Source organism: Candidatus Palauibacter sp. (assembly GCF_965261555.1).
In the GTDB taxonomy this organism is placed as follows: domain Bacteria; phylum Gemmatimonadota; class Gemmatimonadetes; order Palauibacterales; family Palauibacteraceae; genus Palauibacter.
Map to the genome: position 1 here is coordinate 876137 of NZ_OZ253465.1, position 20819 is coordinate 896955.

Annotated in this window: 16 protein-coding genes and 1 pseudogene; 7 read left to right on the plus strand and 10 right to left on the minus strand. The window is 67.8% G+C overall.

From position 1 onward, the window contains the following. Window positions 1-327: 327 nt before the first annotated feature. From ACQY5G_RS03750 to ACQY5G_RS03775, 6 genes are all read left to right on the plus strand, one after another. Window positions 328-672 carry a hypothetical protein gene (locus ACQY5G_RS03750; protein WP_428277138.1) on the plus strand — a complete coding sequence of 115 codons (345 nt, stop codon included), beginning with the start codon at window positions 328-330 and terminating at the stop codon, window positions 670-672. A 61-nt stretch (window positions 673-733) separates the two neighbouring features. Continuing rightward, window positions 734-1618: a DNA-methyltransferase gene (locus tag ACQY5G_RS03755; RefSeq protein ID WP_428277140.1), complete on the plus strand. Its 885-nt coding sequence runs from the start codon at window positions 734-736 to the stop codon at window positions 1616-1618. A gap of 414 nt (window positions 1619-2032) precedes the next feature. Further along, window positions 2033-2425, plus strand: coding sequence for a hypothetical protein (locus tag ACQY5G_RS03760; protein ID WP_428277142.1), 393 nt, complete (start codon window positions 2033-2035; stop codon window positions 2423-2425). Window positions 2426-2664: 239 nt separating this feature from the next. Next, window positions 2665-3030, plus strand: a complete 366-nt coding sequence (locus tag ACQY5G_RS03765; RefSeq protein ID WP_428277144.1) for a type II toxin-antitoxin system RelE/ParE family toxin — start codon at window positions 2665-2667, stop codon at window positions 3028-3030. Beyond that, window positions 3030-3347, plus strand: a complete 318-nt coding sequence (locus tag ACQY5G_RS03770) for a helix-turn-helix domain-containing protein (RefSeq protein ID WP_428277146.1) — start codon at window positions 3030-3032, stop codon at window positions 3345-3347. The genes ACQY5G_RS03765 and ACQY5G_RS03770 overlap by 1 nt, the downstream gene beginning before the upstream one ends. Window positions 3348-3762: 415 nt before the next feature. After that, window positions 3763-5787 carry a leucine-rich repeat domain-containing protein gene (locus ACQY5G_RS03775; RefSeq protein ID WP_428277148.1) on the plus strand — a complete coding sequence of 675 codons (2025 nt, stop codon included), beginning with the start codon at window positions 3763-3765 and terminating at the stop codon, window positions 5785-5787. 459 nt (window positions 5788-6246) lie between these two features. On the opposite strand, the gene ACQY5G_RS03780 is transcribed toward ACQY5G_RS03775, so the two are convergent. The 6 genes from ACQY5G_RS03780 to ACQY5G_RS03805 form a co-directional block, all read right to left on the minus strand. Further along, a complete protein-coding gene (locus ACQY5G_RS03780; RefSeq protein WP_428277150.1) occupies window positions 6247-6609 on the minus strand; it encodes a cupin domain-containing protein in 363 nt (120 codons plus the stop codon). Between the two features lie 34 nt (window positions 6610-6643). After that, window positions 6644-8680, minus strand: coding sequence for an LVIVD repeat-containing protein (locus ACQY5G_RS03785; RefSeq protein ID WP_428277152.1), 2037 nt, complete (start codon window positions 8678-8680; stop codon window positions 6644-6646). Window positions 8681-8713: 33 nt separating this feature from the next. Next, a complete protein-coding gene (locus ACQY5G_RS03790) occupies window positions 8714-9385 on the minus strand; it encodes a DUF305 domain-containing protein (RefSeq protein WP_428277154.1) in 672 nt (223 codons plus the stop codon). A gap of 145 nt (window positions 9386-9530) precedes the next feature. Beyond that, a complete protein-coding gene (locus tag ACQY5G_RS03795) occupies window positions 9531-10727 on the minus strand; it encodes a hypothetical protein (protein ID WP_428277156.1) in 1197 nt (398 codons plus the stop codon). 107 nt (window positions 10728-10834) lie between these two features. Beyond that, a complete protein-coding gene (locus ACQY5G_RS03800) occupies window positions 10835-12007 on the minus strand; it encodes a CocE/NonD family hydrolase C-terminal non-catalytic domain-containing protein (RefSeq protein WP_428277158.1) in 1173 nt (390 codons plus the stop codon). Window positions 12008-12056: 49 nt separating this feature from the next. Further along, on the minus strand, window positions 12057-13733 hold the full coding sequence (locus ACQY5G_RS03805; RefSeq protein WP_428277160.1) for an N-acyl-D-amino-acid deacylase family protein: 1677 nt from the start codon (window positions 13731-13733) through the stop codon (window positions 12057-12059). Window positions 13734-13770: 37 nt separating this feature from the next. On the opposite strand from ACQY5G_RS03805, the pseudogene rph reads away from it, so the two are divergent. Beyond that, a pseudogene (gene rph / locus ACQY5G_RS03810) lies at window positions 13771-14475 on the plus strand (ribonuclease PH); the annotation flags it as partial. A gap of 112 nt (window positions 14476-14587) precedes the next feature. On the opposite strand, the gene ACQY5G_RS03815 reads toward rph, so the two are convergent. From ACQY5G_RS03815 to ACQY5G_RS03830, 4 genes are read right to left on the minus strand one after another with little or no spacing between them, the layout of a single operon-like run. Next, window positions 14588-15277 (minus strand): peptidylprolyl isomerase, encoded by a 690-nt coding sequence (locus ACQY5G_RS03815; RefSeq protein WP_428277162.1) that lies wholly within the window; start codon window positions 15275-15277, stop codon window positions 14588-14590. Continuing rightward, window positions 15274-17202, minus strand: coding sequence for a prolyl oligopeptidase family serine peptidase (locus tag ACQY5G_RS03820; protein ID WP_428277164.1), 1929 nt, complete (start codon window positions 17200-17202; stop codon window positions 15274-15276). The genes ACQY5G_RS03815 and ACQY5G_RS03820 overlap by 4 nt, the downstream gene beginning before the upstream one ends. 19 nt (window positions 17203-17221) lie before the next feature. Further along, window positions 17222-19099 (minus strand): DUF885 domain-containing protein, encoded by a 1878-nt coding sequence (locus ACQY5G_RS03825; RefSeq protein ID WP_428277166.1) that lies wholly within the window; start codon window positions 19097-19099, stop codon window positions 17222-17224. Beyond that, window positions 19096-20574 carry a serine hydrolase domain-containing protein gene (locus ACQY5G_RS03830; RefSeq protein WP_428277168.1) on the minus strand — a complete coding sequence of 493 codons (1479 nt, stop codon included), beginning with the start codon at window positions 20572-20574 and terminating at the stop codon, window positions 19096-19098. The genes ACQY5G_RS03825 and ACQY5G_RS03830 overlap by 4 nt, the downstream gene beginning before the upstream one ends. Window positions 20575-20819 lie beyond the last annotated feature (245 nt).

Genomic DNA, 20819 nt, shown 5'->3' on the forward strand with positions numbered 1-20819 from the left:
CGTTGTGAGCGGTCTGACCCAGAGGCGGTCAGGCCGCCATTCGAACGATCGATCTTTCGCGCCACCATCGTGGCCCACTCGTCCCCGACGGGCAACGGGGGCAGCCAGGACACGATCTGATTCAGCAATGCGTCACGGGACGCGCGTGGCGACGTTGATGGTGCGTTGACCCCGGGTCGGATTCCTGTGCAGCGAGTGCCTTGCGTCGGTTCCGTGCCGCGCGAGAGAGAGCTACGTTCGACCTTCGCGAAAGGGAATCACATGTCCGAGTCGAAGCCATCCCCCTCGGATTCTCCACCCGTAACCGGCGCAAGCGCCGTCGGTGACATGACGGAGTCGCCCGGGCGCCACGCGCCGGACGGCATCGTGATCACACGCTGGAATCTCGCCCTGTCGCTCTTCATCTCGCTGGCGGTGCTGGCCGGCTTCTATTCGCTCGTGTGGCAGCGGATGAACGCCTTGCATGCGACGCAGCTCACGCTCGTCGACCGGGTTTCCCGCATCGAAGTGCACATGACGGTACTCCAGAACGAGATGACGGCCCTCCGGGAGGAGATGGCGATCTTTCGGGAGGAGATGGCGGCCCTCCGGGAGGAGATGCACGTGGGTTTCGCCGAAGTGCGCGAGCTGATCCGGGCAGGACGAACGGACGGCGCGACGGGCGCAGATTAGCCCCCGGCGGAGGCGGCTTCGGCGGGGATTCCCGCGGCGCGGCGCGGCGCCGGGAGACGCGATGCCCAAGATCATGCTTGCGGACAACCTGGACGCGCTCCGGGGCATGCCGGACGGCCACGCGGATCTCATCTACATCGACCCGCCCTTCAACACCGGCCGGACGCAGCGGCGGACACGGATCAGAACGCGCCGCACTTCACATGGCGAAGGCGGGGACCGGACGGGTTTCCAGGGGGCGCGCTACGAGACGACCGCCGTGGGCACGCGCCGGTTCGATGACCGGTTCGACGATTACCTCGCGTTCCTCGGGCCCCGGCTCGTCGAGGCGTACCGCGTTCTCGCTCCGCACGGGTCTTTCTACCTCCACGTCGACTACCGGGAAGTGCACCACTGCCGGCTCTTTCTCGACGATCTGTTCGGACCCGACCATCTCCTGAACGAGATCATCTGGGCGTACGACTACGGCGCGCGCCCGAAGACGCGGTGGCCGGCGAAGCACGACAACATCCTGTTCTATGTGAAGGACCTGTCGAACTACACCTTCAACGTGGACGAGATCGAGCGCATCCCATACATGGCTCCCGGGCTGGTGGGCCCCGAGAAGGCCGCGCGCGGCAAACTGCCCACGGACACGTGGTGGCACACGATCGTCCCCACGAGCGGTGCGGAGCGGACGGGATACCCGACCCAGAAACCGCTCGGCATCCTGCGCCGGATCATCACCGCGTCATCGAACCCCGGCGACCTGGTGCTGGATTTCTTCGCCGGCAGCGGCACGACCGGCATGGCCGCCCACGAGCTCGGGCGCGACTTCATCTTGGTGGACAACAACCCCGAAGCGCTCGAAGTGATGGCGAAACGCTTCGAGTCCGTGTCCGGCGTCCGCTGGGAGGGTCTCGACCTGCCCGATGGCACGGAAGCTGGAGCGTGGCGCACCAGATGAGCAATCTGGCGGCGGGGGACCTTCTGCGGCACCGGACCCTGCACAAGTTTCGTGGTGGAACCCAGGCGCTCGGCGTTGTTCGGCGTGGAGTTGCCGGTCTGCCAAGACTAACTTGAGCAGCACCGTAGTTGGCGGTAAGGCTCCACATACTTGGGGCGTCCAAGATCTGGGAGGCATATCCTCATGGACACGCAGGCGCAATCGACTAGCGAGGAAGATTCCGTCGTTCCCGATGGTCATTCTGGGTCCAAAAGCGTCAAAGCACGCGGCTGGAGTAAGCGGACAGCTGCGTGGATTGGAGGTGTCGGCGGGGGGCCGGGACTGGCTTGGCTTATCGAGCAAGTCGGTTGGGCTCCCGCGTGGTCCTGGACCACGAGCCTCCTTGCAGCGATCCCCCCAATCGTCTGGTGGGTCTTGATCGCGGGTCTCTCCCTTGCAAGCGCGTTTACTGCTGGCCAGCAGATGGACCGTTTCCGAAGCCGCAGGAAACAGATTACCGAGGAAGAAGCGGCAGACTTGGTTTGCGAGTCAAACTATTGGTCTAGGCTCCAACGACGGAGTAGGGTTGGCGCCATTCAGGCCAGCATCGACAGCGAGAGATATGGTTTCGACCCTGACCCGGTTGATATGCAGGCCGAAGCCATCAGTCCACCGCGCCATACGGCAGATGTTGATGCGATACTTCAACAGTTCTGGGACGATAACCCTGACGCTCGTCAGGACGGTCTGTATCGTCGTGACGTTCTGCAAGCGTGGCTTGTGGAACAGGCGCAACAAGTGACAGTGACCACGCGGTTGAGCTGGTGAGTCGCGCGCGTGCTGTTTGGAAGCATTCGAGGTCTCTCCTCACGCCGCCGATAGCTTGAACGCCGACGTATCCCATTGGGAACCTCAACACGCGTGAGCGGCGACGAGAGGGGCTTGGAACGCGAGGAGGACCGCTTGGCGGCGATCGGCGCGGCCGGGGGTCACCTGGCTTAGCGTCGCAGCGACTCGCCACGTGCCAGAACTTGCAGCACATATGCCGCCCAAGACATGTTGCTTAGGTGGACTGGACGGTCGAGATCGCCGATGAGTTTGCGCCGGAGTTCCGCGCGTTGCAGGTGGAGGTGCAGGACGCGATCCTGGCCGTGTCCCGCCTTTTGCAACACTTCGGACCGCAGTTGGGACGCCCGCGAGTGGACACGCTCAACGGGTCGCGCTACGCAAACATGAAGGAGTTGAGATTCAGTGCGGCGGATGGGCAATGGCGGGTCGCGTTCGCCTTCGATCCCAGGCGCACCGCCGTCCTGCTCGTTGCCGCCGACAAGTCGGGCGGCGGTTCCAAGGCGTTTTATCGGACGCTCATCCGCAAGGCGGACGAGCGCTTCGAGCGGCACTTGGCGGGGCTCGCGATGGAAGGAGGGGCATGATGGCATTGAACGTGGACGACGTGATCGAGGGACTCGACGCGCAGCGGCGGCAAGGAGTGGAGGAGCGCGCTGCTCAACTCATCGCCGAGGAAATGACGCTACGCGAGCTGCGCGAGGCCCGGCGGCTCACCCAAGTCAGCTTGGCACGCGAACTCGGCATCGGCCAGGAAGGCATATCGCGACTGGAAAAGCGTAGCGACCTCCTTCTCTCGACTCTGCGCCGAACCGTGGAAGCCATGGGAGGCACGCTCTCGCTGATCGCGAGGTTCCCAGACCGACCATCTGTCGAGTTGTCCGGCATCGCCGATCCGGAATAGCAACCCTGTTTCCCCAGCCTCTCTTGGGCCCGCCGAGCGCACAGCGCGTAACTTGGTGGGCTAGGGCCGCAGCCCACCGCGCCAAGTCGGGAGCGTTAGACGCGAGCGGAGGTTGTGCGGCCTCTCGTGTCTCAACATGCTTGCCCGTGACGCTTACCCGTGCCCACGAAAGCTCATCCTGTATAACCAATGGTCTCGTACAAGCCGCCATGGTCTCAGCAACGGTCCATCATCCAGTCCAGGGCGTGAGGCGGTGAGTCGTTTGCGGGGTTTTCCCTTGGCCGAGCTCGTGACCCTCGGACTGGTCGTGGCCCTTGTTCCGGGGTGTGGCAGTGAGGAGTCAGCGGGTCCAGTGCCCCCTCCCCCGCCGGAGCCCGCGCGACCGGCCTCCGTCTCGGTCACTCCGGCCACGGTCGTGCTGACGGCCTGGCGAGACACGGTTCGGTTCTTGGCGGAGGTGCGCGACCAGCGCGGGCGCCCGCTAGAAGACGTGGCGGTGGCGTGGACGAGCGGCGACTCGGCGGTGGCGGTCGTGGATGGCTCCGGACTGGTGACGGCCGCAGGCAACGGAACCGCATTGGTGATAGCGACCTCGGGGACGGTGTCGGCAACAGCGTCGTTGACCGTGATGCAGGAGGTGAGCCGAGTGACGGTCACGCCTGCGACCGACACGCTGGTCGCCGGCGACACGCGGCGCCTGTCCGCAGAGGCGTTCGACGCAAACGGACACACGGTGGCGAACACGGCTTTCGCCTGGAGCACAAGCGACGCGGCCGTTGCCACCGTTGATTCCACCGGGTTGCTGCGCGGGGTGGCCGCGGGCACGGCCGTGATCGCGGCAGCCGCAGGGAGCGCGGAGGGGATGTCCGAGATCGTCGTGACCGTCGCGGGAGAGAACACCGACCGGGCGGCTCTGGTCGCCCTCTACGAAGCGACAGACGGACCGAACTGGACTAACAGCGGGAACTGGCTAACCGACGCGCCGCTGGGCGAGTGGTACGGCGTCTGGACCGACGCTTCCGGGCGGGTGATCCGCTTGGATCTCCGCGGCAGCTGGGACATCCTGTCTGTTACGGGAAATAACCTCCGAGGTGCGCTCCCGGCTGAACTAGGGAGTCTCACTGCCCTTGAGATTCTGAACCTTACGCACAATGAACTGATCGGCCCGATCCCCCCGGAGCTGGGCAACCTGACCAGCCTCGACAGCCTGCAATTGTGGCAGAGCTCACTGATCGGCGAAATCCCGCCGGAACTGGGGAGTCTCAATGGCCTCCGGCTTCTGTCGCTGGGCTTCAACGAGTTGATTGGCAGAATTCCCCCCGAGCTTGGGAGTCTCACCAACCTCGAGATTCTGCACCTTTCCGGGAACGGGCTGACGGGGGAGATCCCACCGGAGCTGGGGAGCCTCGCCAACCTTCGGAAGTTGAACTTGCAAGGTAACGAATTGGCGGGGCCAATCCCGCGGGAGCTAGGGAATCTCGCCAACCTCGAAGAGATGTGGTTGAACTTCAACAGCTTGACGGGGGCAATCCCACCACAGTTGGGGAACTTGGCAAATCTCAAGATACTGATCCCGCAATTCAACAAGCTGACGGGGCCGATCCCCCCGGAGCTGGGCAACCTCACCCGCCTCGAGCGGATGAACCTGCTCGCGAACGAGCTGGACGGATCAATCCCACCGGAGTTGGGGAACCTGCCTCGCCTCCGGCAGCTGAACTTGCAATCGAACGAGTTGACGGGGCCGGTCCCCCCAGAGCTGGGGAACCTCGCGAACATTGAGGCGCTGTCCCTGTCTGGCAACAAGCTGGTGGGGAGTATCCCGCCAGAGTTGGCAGACCTCAAGCGTCTCAAGCGGCTTCTCCTGGATAGCAACGAATTGACGGGCCGTATCCCCCCGGAGCTGGCAGGCATCGCGGCACTGGAGGGTCTGGCTGTGAGTTGGAACGCGCTCACGGGGAATATCCCGCCGGAGCTGGGGAACCTCGCTGCCCTCGAGTACCTGCATGTGTCCGAGACCGCTATTGCGGGCAAGGTGCCCCCGGAGTTGGGGAACCTTTCCAATCTGGATGCCTTGTACTTGTTCGGGAACGCACTGACCGGGGAGGTTCCGACCTCGTTCCTAGAGTTGACCCGGCTCCGGTCGTTTTATTGGCACGAAAATGACGGCGACCCTGCCTTGTGCGTGCCCGTCTCGCAGCCGTTCGACAGTCTGCTCGTAGGGCTGGAAGCTTGGGACGGACCGCGGTGTGCGTCGTCACGAAAGGACGCTCGCCCACCGTTGGGGGCGCGGCCTACGTGGCCGGGCGAAACGTCCGTGCTCCCTCGCGGCTTCCCCCACGGCGGCTGGCGTACAGGAGAGTGGCCGCCGCCTCCGCCCGCTCATCCTTTCTCCGTTCCGTTCCGCCTCCCGCCTATGCCGGGAGGCGGCGACGCTCGATGAGGCGTAGGTGCCTTGCGGCGCTATTGTGAGCAGGGAACAGATGTCCGTGTGGCACCGGAGGAGAGCCATGATGCTATGTGCCTATCCGATCCCCTCGCATCCGAAGCTAATGGTCAGTTGATTGGGACATTGCCAGGCTTTGCATGCAGAATCTCTCGAATCTTCCTAATGTGAGATTCCCGGATCGACCTTTCCCGCACTTCCAGTTCGGCCATCTCACTCGCACAAAACTCGGCCGCCGATCGCTCCTCACCCGACAACCGCCTCACGGCATCGTCAAGAGCCGCTCGAGCCCAAGCCTTCAACGAAGGTGCTCCCTGTACATGTGCGGCCCCCTTATAGAGCCAGTGATTCTCAAGCGGAAATGCGATGTGCCTTTCCGTCGGTTCATCAGGTCGTTTCCCTGTCATTCTCTGTCCCTCCTCGGTCCGTGCGAGCTGTCGACGATCACTTGACGGCCTAGCCGTCGCGGTGGGCGGTGTCGGGGGAAAAGGCGGGGAGGCAGATGGCGATGTACTCGGCGCCTTCCGGGCTCGGCGTGCTGTAGCGGACCCATTCGCCGGCGTGCGTGACGACCGCTTGGCCAGCCTCCACGTCCAGGGCGCCGGCTTCGTGCTCTACGCGCAGTGATCCGCGCAGCACGACGGTGATCTCCTCGAACTCGGGACGCTGACCGGGCTCGACCCACCCGGAGGGCGCCACCATGCGCGCCACGCTGACGCCCTCGTGTCCCGTTCGGACGCGGCCGGCGTACTCCTCGATGCGCTTGGGCTTGTTCCCGGCCGCCTCGATGACGGCCGGGGCTTCGATCAAAACGGGCATGTCCGGGACTGGGCCCGGCGTACTCCCGCTGTCCCTACATCCCTGCGTTCGAGAGGGCCCGGACCGCGTCGGCCAACATGCGGACCTTCGCGGCGTCTCCCGCTCCGCCGGCGTCGCCGGACACATCGTCGGCCAGCGAACGCAGCGCCCCCGAGCGTCCGGAACCCGACATCCCCTCGGCCCTGGAGAGTTCAGCGCGGATCGCGCCGATTCTGTCGCGGGAGAGGCCCCCGTGCCGTTCCAACTGGTCGAGGTAGGCCCTCGCCAGCGCGAACGTCGCCGGCCATTCGAAGATCGGCTGACCCTGCGAGTTCAGGTGCGTCAACTGGACCGAGTTGGCCGCATCGATCTCGTTCTGCGTGAGCGCCTCGCTCGCGACCAGCTCGAGAATGTCGAGGCCGCGGGCGATCTCGGAATTGACGATGACGCCGTTGTACCAGTAAACGGACCAGCTTCCGCCCATCTGCATGCGGTCGGGGTTCACCGGACCGCGGTCGAAGTAGGCGATCTCGGCCGGGTTCGTCGGATCGGTCCAGTCGATGAGCGAGACTCCGCCCTGGTACCAGCCCTGGATCATGATGTCGCGGCCCGGGATCGGGATCAGCGAACCGTTGTGCGCCACGCAGTTCTCCTCGGGCGTCTGCGGCGCGGGCAGCTTGAAGTAGCTCTGGAACTCCAACTCCGTGCCCTCGATGGTGAAAATCGCGTTCGCGCCCCATTCCATCGGGTCCGAGGCCCGGCACTTCGGCGCGCCGCCCCCGCCCCATTCGTCCGTGAACAGGATGGCGGTGCCGTCGTTGTTGAAGGTGGCCGAATGCCAGTAGGAGAAATTGGAGTCGGCCACCGCGGAGAGCCGCACCGGATTCGCCGGGTCGCTGATGTCGATCAGCATGCCGTAGCCCTCGCACGCGCCGCCGGCGAGGCCGATGGCGGGGTAGACCGTGATGTCGTGGCACTGCGTCGGGCCGGGTGCGGGGCCGTCCCCATCTCCCTGCGGTCCCATCATCTGCGCCACGATCGCCGGCAGCGCCTCCCGCAGCGCCGCGCTGTCGGCGGCGGTCGGCGGGCCTTCGCCTCCGCGCTGGGCCACGAACTGTCCGAGCATCGCGGCGGCGGACTGGTCGGGCAGCACCATCTCCTCCCCCATTACCTCGATGATGAAGGCGCCGCGCTCCCGGGCCACCTCGAGCGCGGCGATGTCGTCGGGGGCCGGGCCGTGGGTCGGGGGCGCGACGAGGTCCTCGAAGATGCGGGGCGAACTCACGATCTCGGCGCTCGCGGGGTCCGCGAGCGGCACGCGGATGACCTCGATGCGGAAGAGCGCCGAGTTGGGATCCTCGGACGGTGGCGCAGCCGAGCAACCGGCGAGTTCCTCCGCCGGACGCACCGGGGCCGAGCCGGAGACGTAAACGTACACGTTCTCGTCATCTCCCGGGTGTTCCAGCAGCGTGTGCGTGTGCGACCCGCGGCACGTCTGGACGTTCGCCACGTACTCCGGCGCCGTGATGTCGGAGATGTCGAAGATCCGGATGCCGCGGAGCCGGTCGTGGCTCACGGCCTCCTCGATTCCCTGCTCACCGCAGTCCAGCCGCCCGCCGAACCCCTCGCCCGAGACGAACAACAGGTTCTCATACACGGAGACATCGCTCTGCGACGCGGGACAGACGTACGTCACGACGGTCTGCGGATTGGCGGGATCGGAGATGTCCCAGATCTGGATGCCGTCGTAGTTCCCCTGGATCGCGTAGGGACCGGAGAAGGCGAGGTCGGAGTTCGTCTTGCCCACGAACGGCTCCGGCGGCGGCGTGGCGGACACGAGGTCGAGGTTCCAGATCGCCTCGCCCGCGTCGAACATGCCGGGCGCGAGGCCGACGCGCGGGTCCGGCGTCGGCGGATTGACCTGAAGCCCCATGGGCGCGGCTGCCGCGGCCGCGGGAGCGGTCGCCATCCCGGTCTGCGCCGACTGGTAGGCGCAGCCGGCGACCCCTCCCATGGCGACCACGCCGGCGAGCAGAGCCGCGAGGCGGGCGGTGAATCGAGTGTCGTCGCGTTTCTTCGTCACTGCGGACATGTCGGATCCTTCGATTGGGGTGAACTTCACGAATCAGCCGCCCGGCTCCGGCGCGGCGAGCGCCTCGAGCATGATTTCCATGCGGGCGATTTCCGTGGCCTGATCGACGTGGATGTCGGAGGCCAGCTTGAAGACAAAGTCATCCTGCGCGGCGCCGTCCGTCGCGAACAATTCCCGCACCATCGTGACGGCGCCCTTGTGGTGCTGGATCATGTACCGGAGGAAGAGGCGGTCGAAGTCGGGGCCGCGCGCGGCCTCGAGTTCCGCGAGTTGTTCCGGGGTCAGCATCCCGGCCATGAGCATGGCCCCTTCCGCGTGGCCCCGCATGTCTCCGGTCTCGGGCACGGGGAGGCCGCGGTCGGAGAGCCAGCGGCTCATGACGGCGATCTCATCGGTCTGCGCGTTGATGATCCTGGCGCAGAGGGTCCGGATCGAAGGGCTCGCATCGTTGTCGGGCGCGAACCCGGCCATCACGAGCGCCTGCGCGTGGTGCGGAATCATGTGCGTCATGAAGCGGATGTCCGCCTCGTGCGCACCCTCGAGGGCGGCTTCGGCGCGCGCCTCGTAGATGGCTTCGAGTTCGGCGATGCGCGCCGCGTCTGGGCGGACGGCCTCGTCGGACGGACCGCGCCCCGCACTCGCGCACGCCTGGGCGGCCGCGAGAAGTCCTGTGAGGAGGATGAGAAGCCTGCGCTGGGTCCTCATGCTTCGCCGTTCGGTACCGTTTGTCCGGGTCCACCGTTCGCGGGCGCGTCACGACCCGGAACGACGGACCAGCATACCGGGAGAACCGTACCGAATTCAATCGCCAACGGTTTCGCAGGTGGGAGGCGGGGTCCGGCCAGCGGGGCTACCGGTAGCGGTAGAGCCGGACCTCCTCCTCGTCGAGGGCGTTCGTCTGGAGGAGGACGAAGCGGCCGGCATCGATCGCCAACACCGTCGCTCCTTCAGGAAGGTCAAGCTGTCCGCGCGGCTGCCCGTCGGGGCCGAGGACGAGCCAGCGTCGCGTCTCGTCGCCCGCCCGGGCCGCGAGCCCGATCCACACCATTTCGTCGGGCCCCAGGACCGCGGAGTGGAAGGCCGGATGGGTCTCCCGCCAGGGGGCGTTCCGGACGAATTCCACGTAATAGTCGGGGACGTCCGGACCCCTGCGGGCGAGCCGTGCCGCTCTCCATGCCTCGATTTCTTCGTCCGTCACGGTCCACCCCCCGCCTGAGCCCCGGATCAGACGCGTCAGCCGCCCGTCGGCCGCGTAGACGGAGAGGCTCAGTACATCGTTATCCGCGATCAGGGCGCGGTCGCGGAAGCCGCCGGCCACGATGTTCCTCCCGAACGCCGGTTCGGTGCGCGTCATCCCACCGCCCGGCATGCCGCCGTAGGTCCATTCCTGGGCGGGCAGCATTCCGAGCGTGTCGGGCTCCGTCCCGGAATCGGTGAACGAAAGGAGGGGCGTCGTGTCCCGCTTCATCCCCTCCGGGAGGAAGAAGCGCTGCTCTCCCAGGATCGCCAGCATGCGCCCGGCCGCGTCTCTCGCGAGCGGTTTCAGGGACACGATGGCGCTCTGGGGGGAGAGAGGGGATGACGTGAGAAACTCCCCGCTCTCCGAAAACTCGCTGAGGCGAGCCAGGCGCGCGTCGTACGCCAGGAACCCTTCGTCCGTGGCGAGGAGCGTGGTGACGCTGCTGAACTCGCCGGGCCCCTCGCCCTGCCCCCCGATCCTGGCCGTCATCGAACCCGCACCGGAGAAGAGCAGCACCTCGCTCGAACCGGTATTGGCCAGCGCGAGGCCGCCGTTTCCGAGCAGGACGGCGTCACCGACCCAGAACAACTCGATCCCGAGATCCCGGGTCGAGAAGATGAGGTCCGCCTCCAGGAGGGATACCGATAGTTCCTCCACTCGGCCCAGAGCGACGTTCGTGACGCCCGCCGAATCGGAGACCACTACCACGTTCGGGGGTTGATCTTCGGGCTCGGAGTGAACGCCGCCGCAGGCGACGGCCGCGCAACAGAGGAGTCCGACGGCAGGGAGGCGTCCGGAAATGCGCATGTTCCCGTCCCGGTTGAGACATCGGTGATGTTGACCGCTGTCCGCGGAATGGCGGCCTCATTCCTTGGAGGCGCCATGCCGGCCGGGGGTTGTCTCCGGTGAACCGGCTACTGGGAGGCGGGTACTCCCAGCGCGCGCTCCAGCGCCGCGTTCCCTCCCACGACCGGGAGCGAGATGCTCGTGGCGCCGAGGTCGACGGTCAGGGTCGTGCCGGGGTCGGGGTGGAGCGTGAACGACTGGTCGCTGGAGAAGATCATCAGGCCGATGCGGGCCCCGGCGGGGATCACCCGGTCGTCGGGCTGCAGGGCGAACTCCAGTTCGACGAACTCTCCCGGCGCAAGCGGCGTGCCGGTGCGGGGCGACGCGATGTCCTCGGCGCGCGCGTTCGACGGATCGGCCCAGCCCTTCGTGATGAGGTTGTCGTTGATCTCCCCGCCCCCGGTCCACGGCAGCGACACCAGCCACACGGACAGGTTGGCGGCGGGCGCGTCCGCCGACACCCGCACGCGGACGGTGGCGACGCCCGAGAGATGGACGTCCTCGCGCAGTTCGGGGGTCGCGTAGAGGAGACGGTGGTTCGACCACTCCGCGGCGGCGAGCTGGTCGCCAGCGAAGGAGAAGTTGTCGACGATCACACCGGTTCCCGCGCCCGTGCCAGGGGCGGCCCCCGCAGCGTCGCCGGCCCCCGATCCGTCGAGGGAGAGGGTCCCGATCCAGTGTCCGTCGCCCCCCGGAGGATGGAGGACCACGCTCTCGGCCTCGGGGTGGGGATAGCTCGGGTAGGGCGTGGGCTCCCGCGGGTCGTCTCCCTCTCGCACGATCCACGCCTCGGGGTCGTCTTCCACTCCGTTCTCCACACCGGCCACATAGCGGGTGAACCAGCGGTTCATGAGTTCGAGCGGCGGCGGGCCCCCGTGCCCGCCCTGGTGATAGAAGATCTGGAGCGGCACGCCCCGCTCCCGCAGTGCCATCGAGATGCGGTAGCTGTGCTCGGGCATGACGTTCCAGTCATTGAAGCCGTGGCTCATGAGGGTGGCGGCGCGCACGCCATCGATGTGGTTCAGGTAATCCCGGCCGGCCCAGAAGTCGCTGTAGTCGCCGGTCGCGCGGTCGAGATTCGCGGTCATCTCGTCGCGGACGTTGGCGAGGCAATCCGCGAAGGCCGGGACGATCTGCGCCTGCCCGTCCTCGATGACGAGTCCGGTCTGGGCGGCGGCCGCCGCCGGAAGCAGGGCGAACGCGAGAAGGGCCGCTGCGGGTGCCAGGCGCGACGGAATCATGGGTTGGCTCCTGATGTGTCGATACGTGGCCGCTGATCTTCCGCGGCGGTCAGGGTCGCCGCAACGGACGGCCGGCGAGTTCGCCGGTCACCTCGTCGTCGCGGATCGCGAAGCGGCCGTTCACGAGCAGGTGAACGACACCCTCGGACAACTGGTGCGGATCGTCGTAGGTCGCGCGGTCCGTGAACCGGTCGAGATCGATGACCGCGATGTCGGCGACCATCCCCTCGCGGATATAACCGCGATCGTCGAGGCGGAGGAAGTCCGCGGCGAGGCCCGACATGCCCCGGATCGCGAACGGCAGCCCGATCGCGCCATCCCGGTCCACGAAGTCCTTGATCTTCTTCGGGAAGGTCCCGTACACGCGGGGGTGCACGATCTCGGCCCCCGGGGCGGGCGTCGCACCGTCGGTGCACGTCATCATCCACGGCATCGTGGCGAGGTAGCGCGTGTTCTCAACGTCGTAGAGATCGCGGTTCATCACCCACGGGTTCGACTCGGACATGATCTCGCGCACGGCCTCGGGGACGGGCAGCCCGCGCTCGGCCGCCACATCGGCCAGCGTCTTGCCGTTGAACTCGGGCCTCGCGTCGGCGAACACGATCTTCTCCGGGCCGCCGCGGATGTCGAGCATCTCCATCGTCTGCACGTCGAGGATCCGGGCCGTATCCGGGTTCGCGAAGCGGCGCACCATCTGCTCCGGGCCGCCGGCCTGCGCCCAGCGCGGGATCGTGTAGGCCCGCAGGCTCGACATCGTGGACGTGTAGACGTGCTGTGCGCCCGCCACCTCGATGCCCTCGGCGCGCGCCGAGTCGATGATCGCCGCGCCCTCCGAGGCCCGGCCGTAGAGCGCGGCCCCCTGCGCGTTGAAATGGCTGAAAATCGTGCGGAGCCCCGACTCCGCGCCGATGTGGATCGCCTCGCGGATCGAGTTGTGGTAGCCGATGCCCTGATAGGCCGCCCCGAGATCGCGGTCGTGGGTATCGTAGACCGGGGCGTGCTCCCCGCCGATGGGGTACTCCGCCGCCACCCGGCCGAGTTCGATGACCTCGTCGGCCTCCGCGTAGTAGCCCGGCGTATAGAAGAGTCCGGTGGAGAGCCCGAAGGCGCCGTCCTCCATCCCCTTCCGGACGAGCACCTTCATCTCATCGAGTTCCGCCGCGGTCGGGGCGCGGTTGTCCATGCCCATGACCGTCCCCCGCACGGAGCCGTGTCCGATATAGGAGACGATGTTCTTCCCGACGCCGGATTCCTCGAGGTCCGCGTAGAGCGCGGCGAGGTCCGTGCTGCTCGAGCCGTCGACCCCGATCACGCCCGTCGTGATGCCCTGCGTGAGGAATTCGACCGCGGGGAGCCCGTACGCCTCGCCGACGGTGATAACGCTGATGTGGCTGTGCATGTCGATGAAGCCGGGCGTGAGCAGGAGGCCGTCGAGCGCGATCGTGTCCCGCGTGGCGAGCGCCGCCTCGCTCGCCGCAGCGTCACCGACGAACGTGATCCGGTCGCCCTCCACCGCCACGTCGGCCGCGAACGACGCCTCCCCCGACCCGTCGATCACCGTCGCCCCGGTGAACAGAACGCTCGTCGGGACGATCTCCGCTTCCGCCTCAGGGGCGTCGCCCGGCGCGCAGGCCACCGTCACACCCGCCAGCACGAGACACGCGGCGGGGATCCGCCATCGCAGCGGGATGGCGTCCGACATACTCTCAACGCGCTCGACGTTCATCGGTTCTTCCTTTTTTACCTTCGACCGAGGCTGCCCCATGCCGGCACGTCCACACGGTCGGGCGCTGGACGCCCTGCGACCCACGACCCTCGAGACGGGAACGGCCCCCTTCGCCGAGGGATCGTGCACGATCACGATGGGGATGACGCGCGTGCTTTGCACGGCCTCCATCGAGGAGAGCGTCCCGCCGTGGCGCGAGGGCCGCGGCGGCTGGGTCACGGGCGAGTACGCCATGCTGCCCCGTGCCACGGCGGAGCGCACGCGGCGAGAGCGGCGCGGCGCGCGGGGCCGCACCCAGGAAATCCAGCGCCTCATCGGCCGCTCGCTCCGCGCGGCGGTCGACCTGCAGGCGCTCGGCGAGCGGACGGTGACGGTGGACTGCGACGTCCTCGTCGCCGACGGCGGCACCCGGACCGCCTCGATCACGGGAGCGTGCGTGGCGCTCGAGATGGCCTTCCAGCGCCTGGTGTCGGACGGTGTTCTCGATGCGAGTCCGCTCCGCCAGTGGGTCGCCGCGATCAGCGCCGGCATGGTGGACGGCGAGGCGCGGCTCGACCTGGAGTACGTGGAGGACGCCGCAGCCGACGTCGACTTCAACTTCGTCTACCTGGAAGACGGGCGCTTGGTCGAAGTGCAGGGGACGGCCGAGGGCGCGCCCTTCACGCGCGAAGAACTGGACGAGCTACTCGCGTTGGGGGCAGCAGGCGCCGACGAACTGGTCCGCCTGCAGAGGTCACAGTTGGTATTCGAGGATTTCGATGCCCGCGGGGTGGGGCTGCGAATGTCGGACAACCTGACTCGCGAGGAACTGTACGACCGTGCCCGAGCTAGGAAGGAGGCCGAGAAGGAACGGTCTACTTCGGACCCCGGCGCTGGCTCGCGCGGCTGAGGCGATCCAAGAGCGGGTATTCGCGGTCGAGGTAGGTGTTGCCCTCGATGACGATGCGGCTCTGGTCGCCTCGCCGGAGGCCGCCGCCCGAGTCCTCTCCGTAGCCCGAGTACAGCGCATCCACGACCTCCATCCCGCTCACGACCTCGCCGAAGGGGGCGAATCCCGTCGAGTCGAGCCGCGAGTTGTCCACGAGGTTGATGTACACCTGGGTGGCCCGGGTTCCGGGGTCGGTGAAGGCGAAGGCGATGCGGCCGCGGGTGTTGGAGGCGACGACGGGGTCGTCGGGGATGTAGGCGTTCATCCACTCGGCGGTGAGGGCGGGGTCGCCGGCGAGCCCCCACTGAACGATGAAATCCGGGACGACGCGGTGGAAGCGGGCGTCGTCGTAGTAGCCGGATTCGACGAGGGCGAGGAACCGCTCGGCCCCCAGCGGCGCCCACTCGGGATGCACCGCGATCACGAATTCGCCCTGGCTCGTCTCCACAGCCACTTCAACCGGGCCGGCCTCGACCGCGGCGCGGAGAGCGATGGCATCTCCCCCGACATCGGAGGACGGGACGGGTTCGACGCGCTCGCAGCCCACGAGGATCGGAGTCGCCGCGAAGATCAGAGTCGCGGTGAGGAAACGCGCGGCCCGCCCCGCGACCGTCACTTCAGGAACTGCTCGAAGAAGTCGAGCATGTCGAGGAGCATCTGCCGGCGGTTCGCCTTCCCGTACACGTAGTAGTTCTCGTTCGGGTACGTCTTGTACTGGAAGGGCTTGTAATGGTTTTCCAGCGCCCTCGCGAAGATCTCGGACTGGTCGGAGCCCGGATAGCGGCCCACGCCGTGCACGAGGAGGATCGGCGTCGAGACGTCGGCGACGTGCGAGATCGACGAACTGTGGCTCCACACCTCCTCGCTCGTCTCGAACGGGCCCAGTTCGTGGTCGAGCAGCTTGATGTGCCGGAGTTCGTTCTCGCCGTGTTGGAAGTGGACCCAGTCCGTGTATCCGGACCCCGGGATCGCGGCGCGGAAGGCGTCCGGCGCGAAGGCCACCGCGTACATGCTCATCACGCCGCCGTAGCTCGTCCCCGTGATCCCGATCCGCTCCGGGTCGACCTCCGGGAGCGCCCGCAGGTAGTCCGCACCCGCAACGACATCCTCCAGGTCGCAGTGCCCCCAGCAGCCGTTGTTCGCGTCGGCGAACGCCTTCCCGTAGCCCGAACTCCCTCGGATGTTGGGCAGGAGCACGACGTATCCCCGCTGGACGAAGAACTGCACGTGCTGCTGGAAGGTGTCGTGGAACTGCGACGTGGGACCCCCGTGGATCCACATCACGCCGGGGAGGCCGTCGCCGGCCGCCGCCCCCGGGGGCCGGTAGAGCCAGGCCGGGATCGAGTATCCATCCGTGCTCTCGTAGCGGATCTTCTCCGGCGCGACAAGCCGGGCGCCGAAGTTGCCGGCGGGCATGGAGGAGGTGAGCTGCCGGCTGTTCCCTTCCTCGAGCGAGACGACGTGGAGGTCGCGCGGGCTCAGGAGGTCCTCCTGGAGGTACGCGATCGCCTGGCCGTCCGGAGACCACGAGGGGCTCGACGCGACGCCGCCCTTCGGCGACACGAGCACCCGCGGCTCGCCCCCGTCCGCCGCCACGACACGCAGGTCGTGGTGCCCGTTATGGTTCTCGGTGTAGGCGATCCAGCGTCCGTCCGGGGACCATGTCGCGGCGCTCTGGTCGGCCTCGGCCGGGGCAATCGGGCGGGCGTCGCCTCCCTCGCGCGGAGCGAGCCAGTAGTTGATCCAGCCGCTCCGGTGCGAACGGAAGAGGATCTGGCGGCCGTCCGGGGATACGCTCGGATACCCGAACGTGGCGCCCGCCCCGTAGTCGAAGAAGTCGCGGTCCTCGATCACCGTGCGCGGGCTGCCGCCGGCGGCGTCGACCTCGATCACGTCGTGGTCCTCCCACGCGTCGTCGAGACGCACGTAGAGGACGTGCCGCGAATCGGGCGTCCAGGTGGGGAAGACCTCGTAGCGCTTGTCCTCGGTGAGACGGTCCACCCGGCGGGTGGCGACATCGACCTTCCAGATGTCGTAGTTCCCGTAGCGGTCCCCGGCGAAGACGATGGAGCGCTCGTCCGGGGACCAGCTCATGGAATTTATGCGCGCGCCGAGGTCGGTGAGCTGGACGTCGGCCCCGTCCCGCGTCGACCAGAGCCAGATCTCGGGCGCGCCGCTCTTGTCCGACACGTAGGAGATCCACGTCCCGGAGGGCGACCAGCCGGGCATCCGTGACGTGAGGAAGTGGCCGGAGCCGCCCATGTCCACGGGCACGCGGGTGGGGAAGCCGCCCTCGGGCGGCAGGGTCATGAGACCGCCCGTGAGCCCCGACTCGAACAGGATCGCCGAGCCGTCCGGCGACCAGGCGGGTGCGCCTCCGACGACGGACTCGATGGAGAGGAGCTGGTCGACCGAGAGGACGCCGTCCGCGCCGCCGTTCCTGGCGCCGTCCTGCGCGTGAACCTCGCTCGCGCCGCCAGCCGCGGCGCCCAGAGCGAGGAGGATACCGGTGATCGCCGTCAACTGCGGATCGCGAGCCATGTGTCTTCCTTTCAGCGCGTCAGTGTGCGGTCTCCTGCGGGGTCGGCCGCTTCGAGGCCGGCTCCGGCACGGTCGGTTCCTCGGACGTCGTGCGGCGCAGCGGGTCGCCTTCGAAGCGCCACGCCGACTCGAAGTCCCTCGCCGGCGCCTCGCCGCGCAGGCGCGCGCGCACCATCTCGACCGGCATCCGGCCGCCCCTGAGGATCGCGTCGTGGAAGGCGCGGTTCGTCATCCCCCCCGACTGCACGAGCTGTTCGTGGAGGGCCCGGAACTGGAGCCCGCCGATCATGTAGGCGACCTGGTACAGCGGGGAGTAGGAGCCGTTGAAGCTCCGCCGCACCTCCGCCTCCGCGTTCGCCCGCTCGTGCCCCACGCGCTCGACGAGGAAGTCGATCGCCTCCTGCGGGGTCATCCGCGCGAGGTGGAAGGAGAGGGAGAAGATGATCCGGGCCGTGCGGTGCATGCGCCAGAAAAGCATCCCGATGCGGTCCTCGGGGGTCGACGGGAAGCCGAGGTCCCAGAGCAGCATCTCCCAGTAGAGCGCCCACCCCTCGCCCCAGAACGGGGTGGAGAAGGCGCGGCGGTGGGAGTTGAAGCGGCTCGTCATGAACCCCTGCAGGTGGTGCCCCGGAATGAGTTCGTGGTGAACGGTCGCGCGGGAGAAGTGTTCGTTGTTCCCCCGCATGCTCATGAGCTTGTACTCGTGCTCCATCCCGTCCGTGGGGAAGGAGACCTGGATCACCTCCCCGCCGAGGAAGAAGGGCGACACCTTCTGGCGCTCGGGGGACATCATCTCGATGCGCCAGATCTCGTCGGCGAGAGGTGGAACGGTGACGAGGTCGCGCTCGGTGACGAAGGCGAGCGCCTCGTCGGCGAGTTCCCGGATCATCTGCGGCTGGTCGCCGGGGTCGCGGTGCAGCGTCTTCACGTACTCGAGGGCCGCCCGCCAGTCGTCGCCGTAGCCGAGCTCTCGGGAGGCCTCGATCATCCGCTCCTCGCACCACGCGTACTCGCGCTCGGCGATCGCGATGAGTTCTTCCGGCGTGTAGGGGATCATCTCGCGGCGCAGGTCCGCGGCGAGACCTTCCGCGCCGATCGGGTCGCCGACGATGGGTTCGTCCTCGCCCTCGCGGTAGCCGATGACCGACTCGCGTAGGAAGGTCGCGTAGCCATCGAGCGCGGCCCTGGCGCGGGCGTACGGGTCCTCGTTCCACCAGGTGAAGACGGGGTCGTAGCCGGCGTAGTGCTCGTACCAGTCCTCGAGGAGACGCGTGCGCTCGGCGAGCGCCGTCACCGCCCGGAGCGCGACGATCCGCGAGACATCTCCTCCGTCCTCGAGCCGGGCTTCGACTTCGCCTCGGACGGCCTCGACCTCGGCCGGGAGCTTCGCGAGACGGGCTGCGGCGGACTCCGACTCGACGGGCTGCCGGCTGCGTCGACGTTCCTCCAGCTCCACGATGAGCGAGGTGAAGGAGATGAATCCGTCCATCTCGGCGGCGAGCCCCGCCTCGCGCGTCAGCAGGTCCAGCTGGTAGCGCAGTTCGTTGAGGAGCAGGACGTAATCCACGCGTCCCTCGAGACTCAGTGCCTCAAAATCAAGCGCGTCGATCTCCTGTTGCCAGCCGGAGAAAAACTCGTTGAATCGGCGGGTGCGTTCGGGAGAGTACGAGACGGTCCACCGGCGGCCGAGGGCGACCCGGTCAGCGGAGTAGCGCTCCACGACCGGTGCGAGTTCGCTCGATTCCGTCCCGACGAGCCCCGCGACGTCCTGGGCGGACGCGGGAGCGGCGGCTGTGGCCGACGCGGCGACAAGGGCCGTGACGGCCGGGACCAGCCCCGCAGGGAACACGCGGGAAGCGCGGCGAGCGCGGCGGGCAGGGGTTCGATGCGTGGTCATGGGTCCACTCTCCGCAGGACGAAGTGTCCCGAAACGACGTCCATTCGAAGTTCATTGAAGGGGGCGGTAGCGCCGGCGTCTCCGGAATCGTCTCGGATGAAACGATAGAGGGTCCGCCCATCGGCGAATTCGTCGCCGCCCCGCCACGAGAGGGTGGCCGGCTCGCCGCCTCCCGTGTCGATCGTCAGTTGTCCGTCCTCGGCCGCCACCGTCGCGGTGATGCGCTGGCCGCGGGCAGGGCCTTCGTAGCGGCCCGCGTAGGGTGAGGGATCGCCCTCGAAGGGCGCCGTGGCGGGTTCCGCCGGCGCACCGAGCACCACGTCTTCGATCTGTCCCGCGATCCCGCCGGACGAGGCGCCTCCGGCCGTGTTGATGAGCACCGCGATGGACAGATCCTCGGATGGGACGTAGCGGAGGTCGGTGACGTAGCCGAAGATCCCGCCGCCGTGCCCGATCCGCGGGGTCCCGTCCCGATCCGTGATCGCGAGGCCCTTCGCGTAGCGCAGGTCCGTGCCGTCGAGCAGGGGCTCGGGCGTGATCATCAGGCGATAGCTCTCGGGAGTCAGGATCCCGCCGCCTTCCCCGTCTCCGTGGAGGGCCTGATTCCAGGCGACGAGGTCGCGCACTGTGGAGCAGAGCGACCCCGCGGCGTAGGGCCACTGGTGGTCGAGGTAGGGCGCCGGGTGCAACCCGTCGTCGCCCGGCTCGTAGCCCTTCGCGCGGTTCGGAGTGAGTTCGTCCTTGTGGCAGTAGCGGGAGTCCTCCATCCCGGCCGCGCCGAAGAGGCGCTCCTCTACGAAGTCCTCGTAGCTCATCCCGCTCGCCGCCTCGATGACGAGTCCGGCCAGGAAGTAGCCCGAGTTGTTGTAGGTCATCGCCGTGCCGGGTTCGAAATCGAAGGGCTCGGCGGCGAAGAGCGTGACGAGCGTGTCGCGCGGGAGTTCGAGGGGAGCGAGTTCCGCCCACAGGTGCTCCATCTCGGTGTAGCCCTTGATGCCCGAGGTGTGGTCCAGGAGCTGCCGGACGGTGACGGTCCGGTCCCCGACGGGGTAGTCGGGCAGCCACCTCGTGAGCGGGTCGTCGAGGGAGAGCTTCCCTTCCTCCTGCAGGAGGAGAACGGCGGCCGCGGTGAACTGCTTGGTCACGGATCCGACCTCGTAGACGGCGTCCGGGGGCGTGAGCACGCCGAGTTCGAGGTCGGCGTGACCGAACTCCTCGATCAGGAGCGTGTCCGTCCCGCGCACGACGGCGATGGACATGCCGGCGGCGCGGCCCGCCTCGATCGGGGACGCGGCGATGGCGTGAGTCGCGTCGATCTGGTCCGCCGTAAGCGAGGCGGGGGACGAATCGGAGCTGGCGGGATCCGATGCCGGGTCCGGCCCGGCGCAGCCGGCGACGCCAAGGGCGAGGGCCGCTGCGGCGAGCGCGCTCCCGGGCCACCCCGGGCGCGAGTGCCGGAATCTCTCTGATCTCACGTCGAGTCTCCTGCATCTCGGTTGAACCAGACCTATCTTCGGGCGGTGGATCGGATGTGTCGATAGCCCGGCGTTTGTCGTTCGGGCGGCGGCGAAGAGAGGATTTCGATGGAGTCGACGGCGACACCGGCCTCGGTCCTGTTCTGATGCGCTCCCGCCCGCATGTGGCGTGGGCCGTGTTGACGGTCGTGGCCTGCTCCACAGCGGAGCCGTCCCGGCCGGAGGCTTCCGGCGGGGGCGGGCCC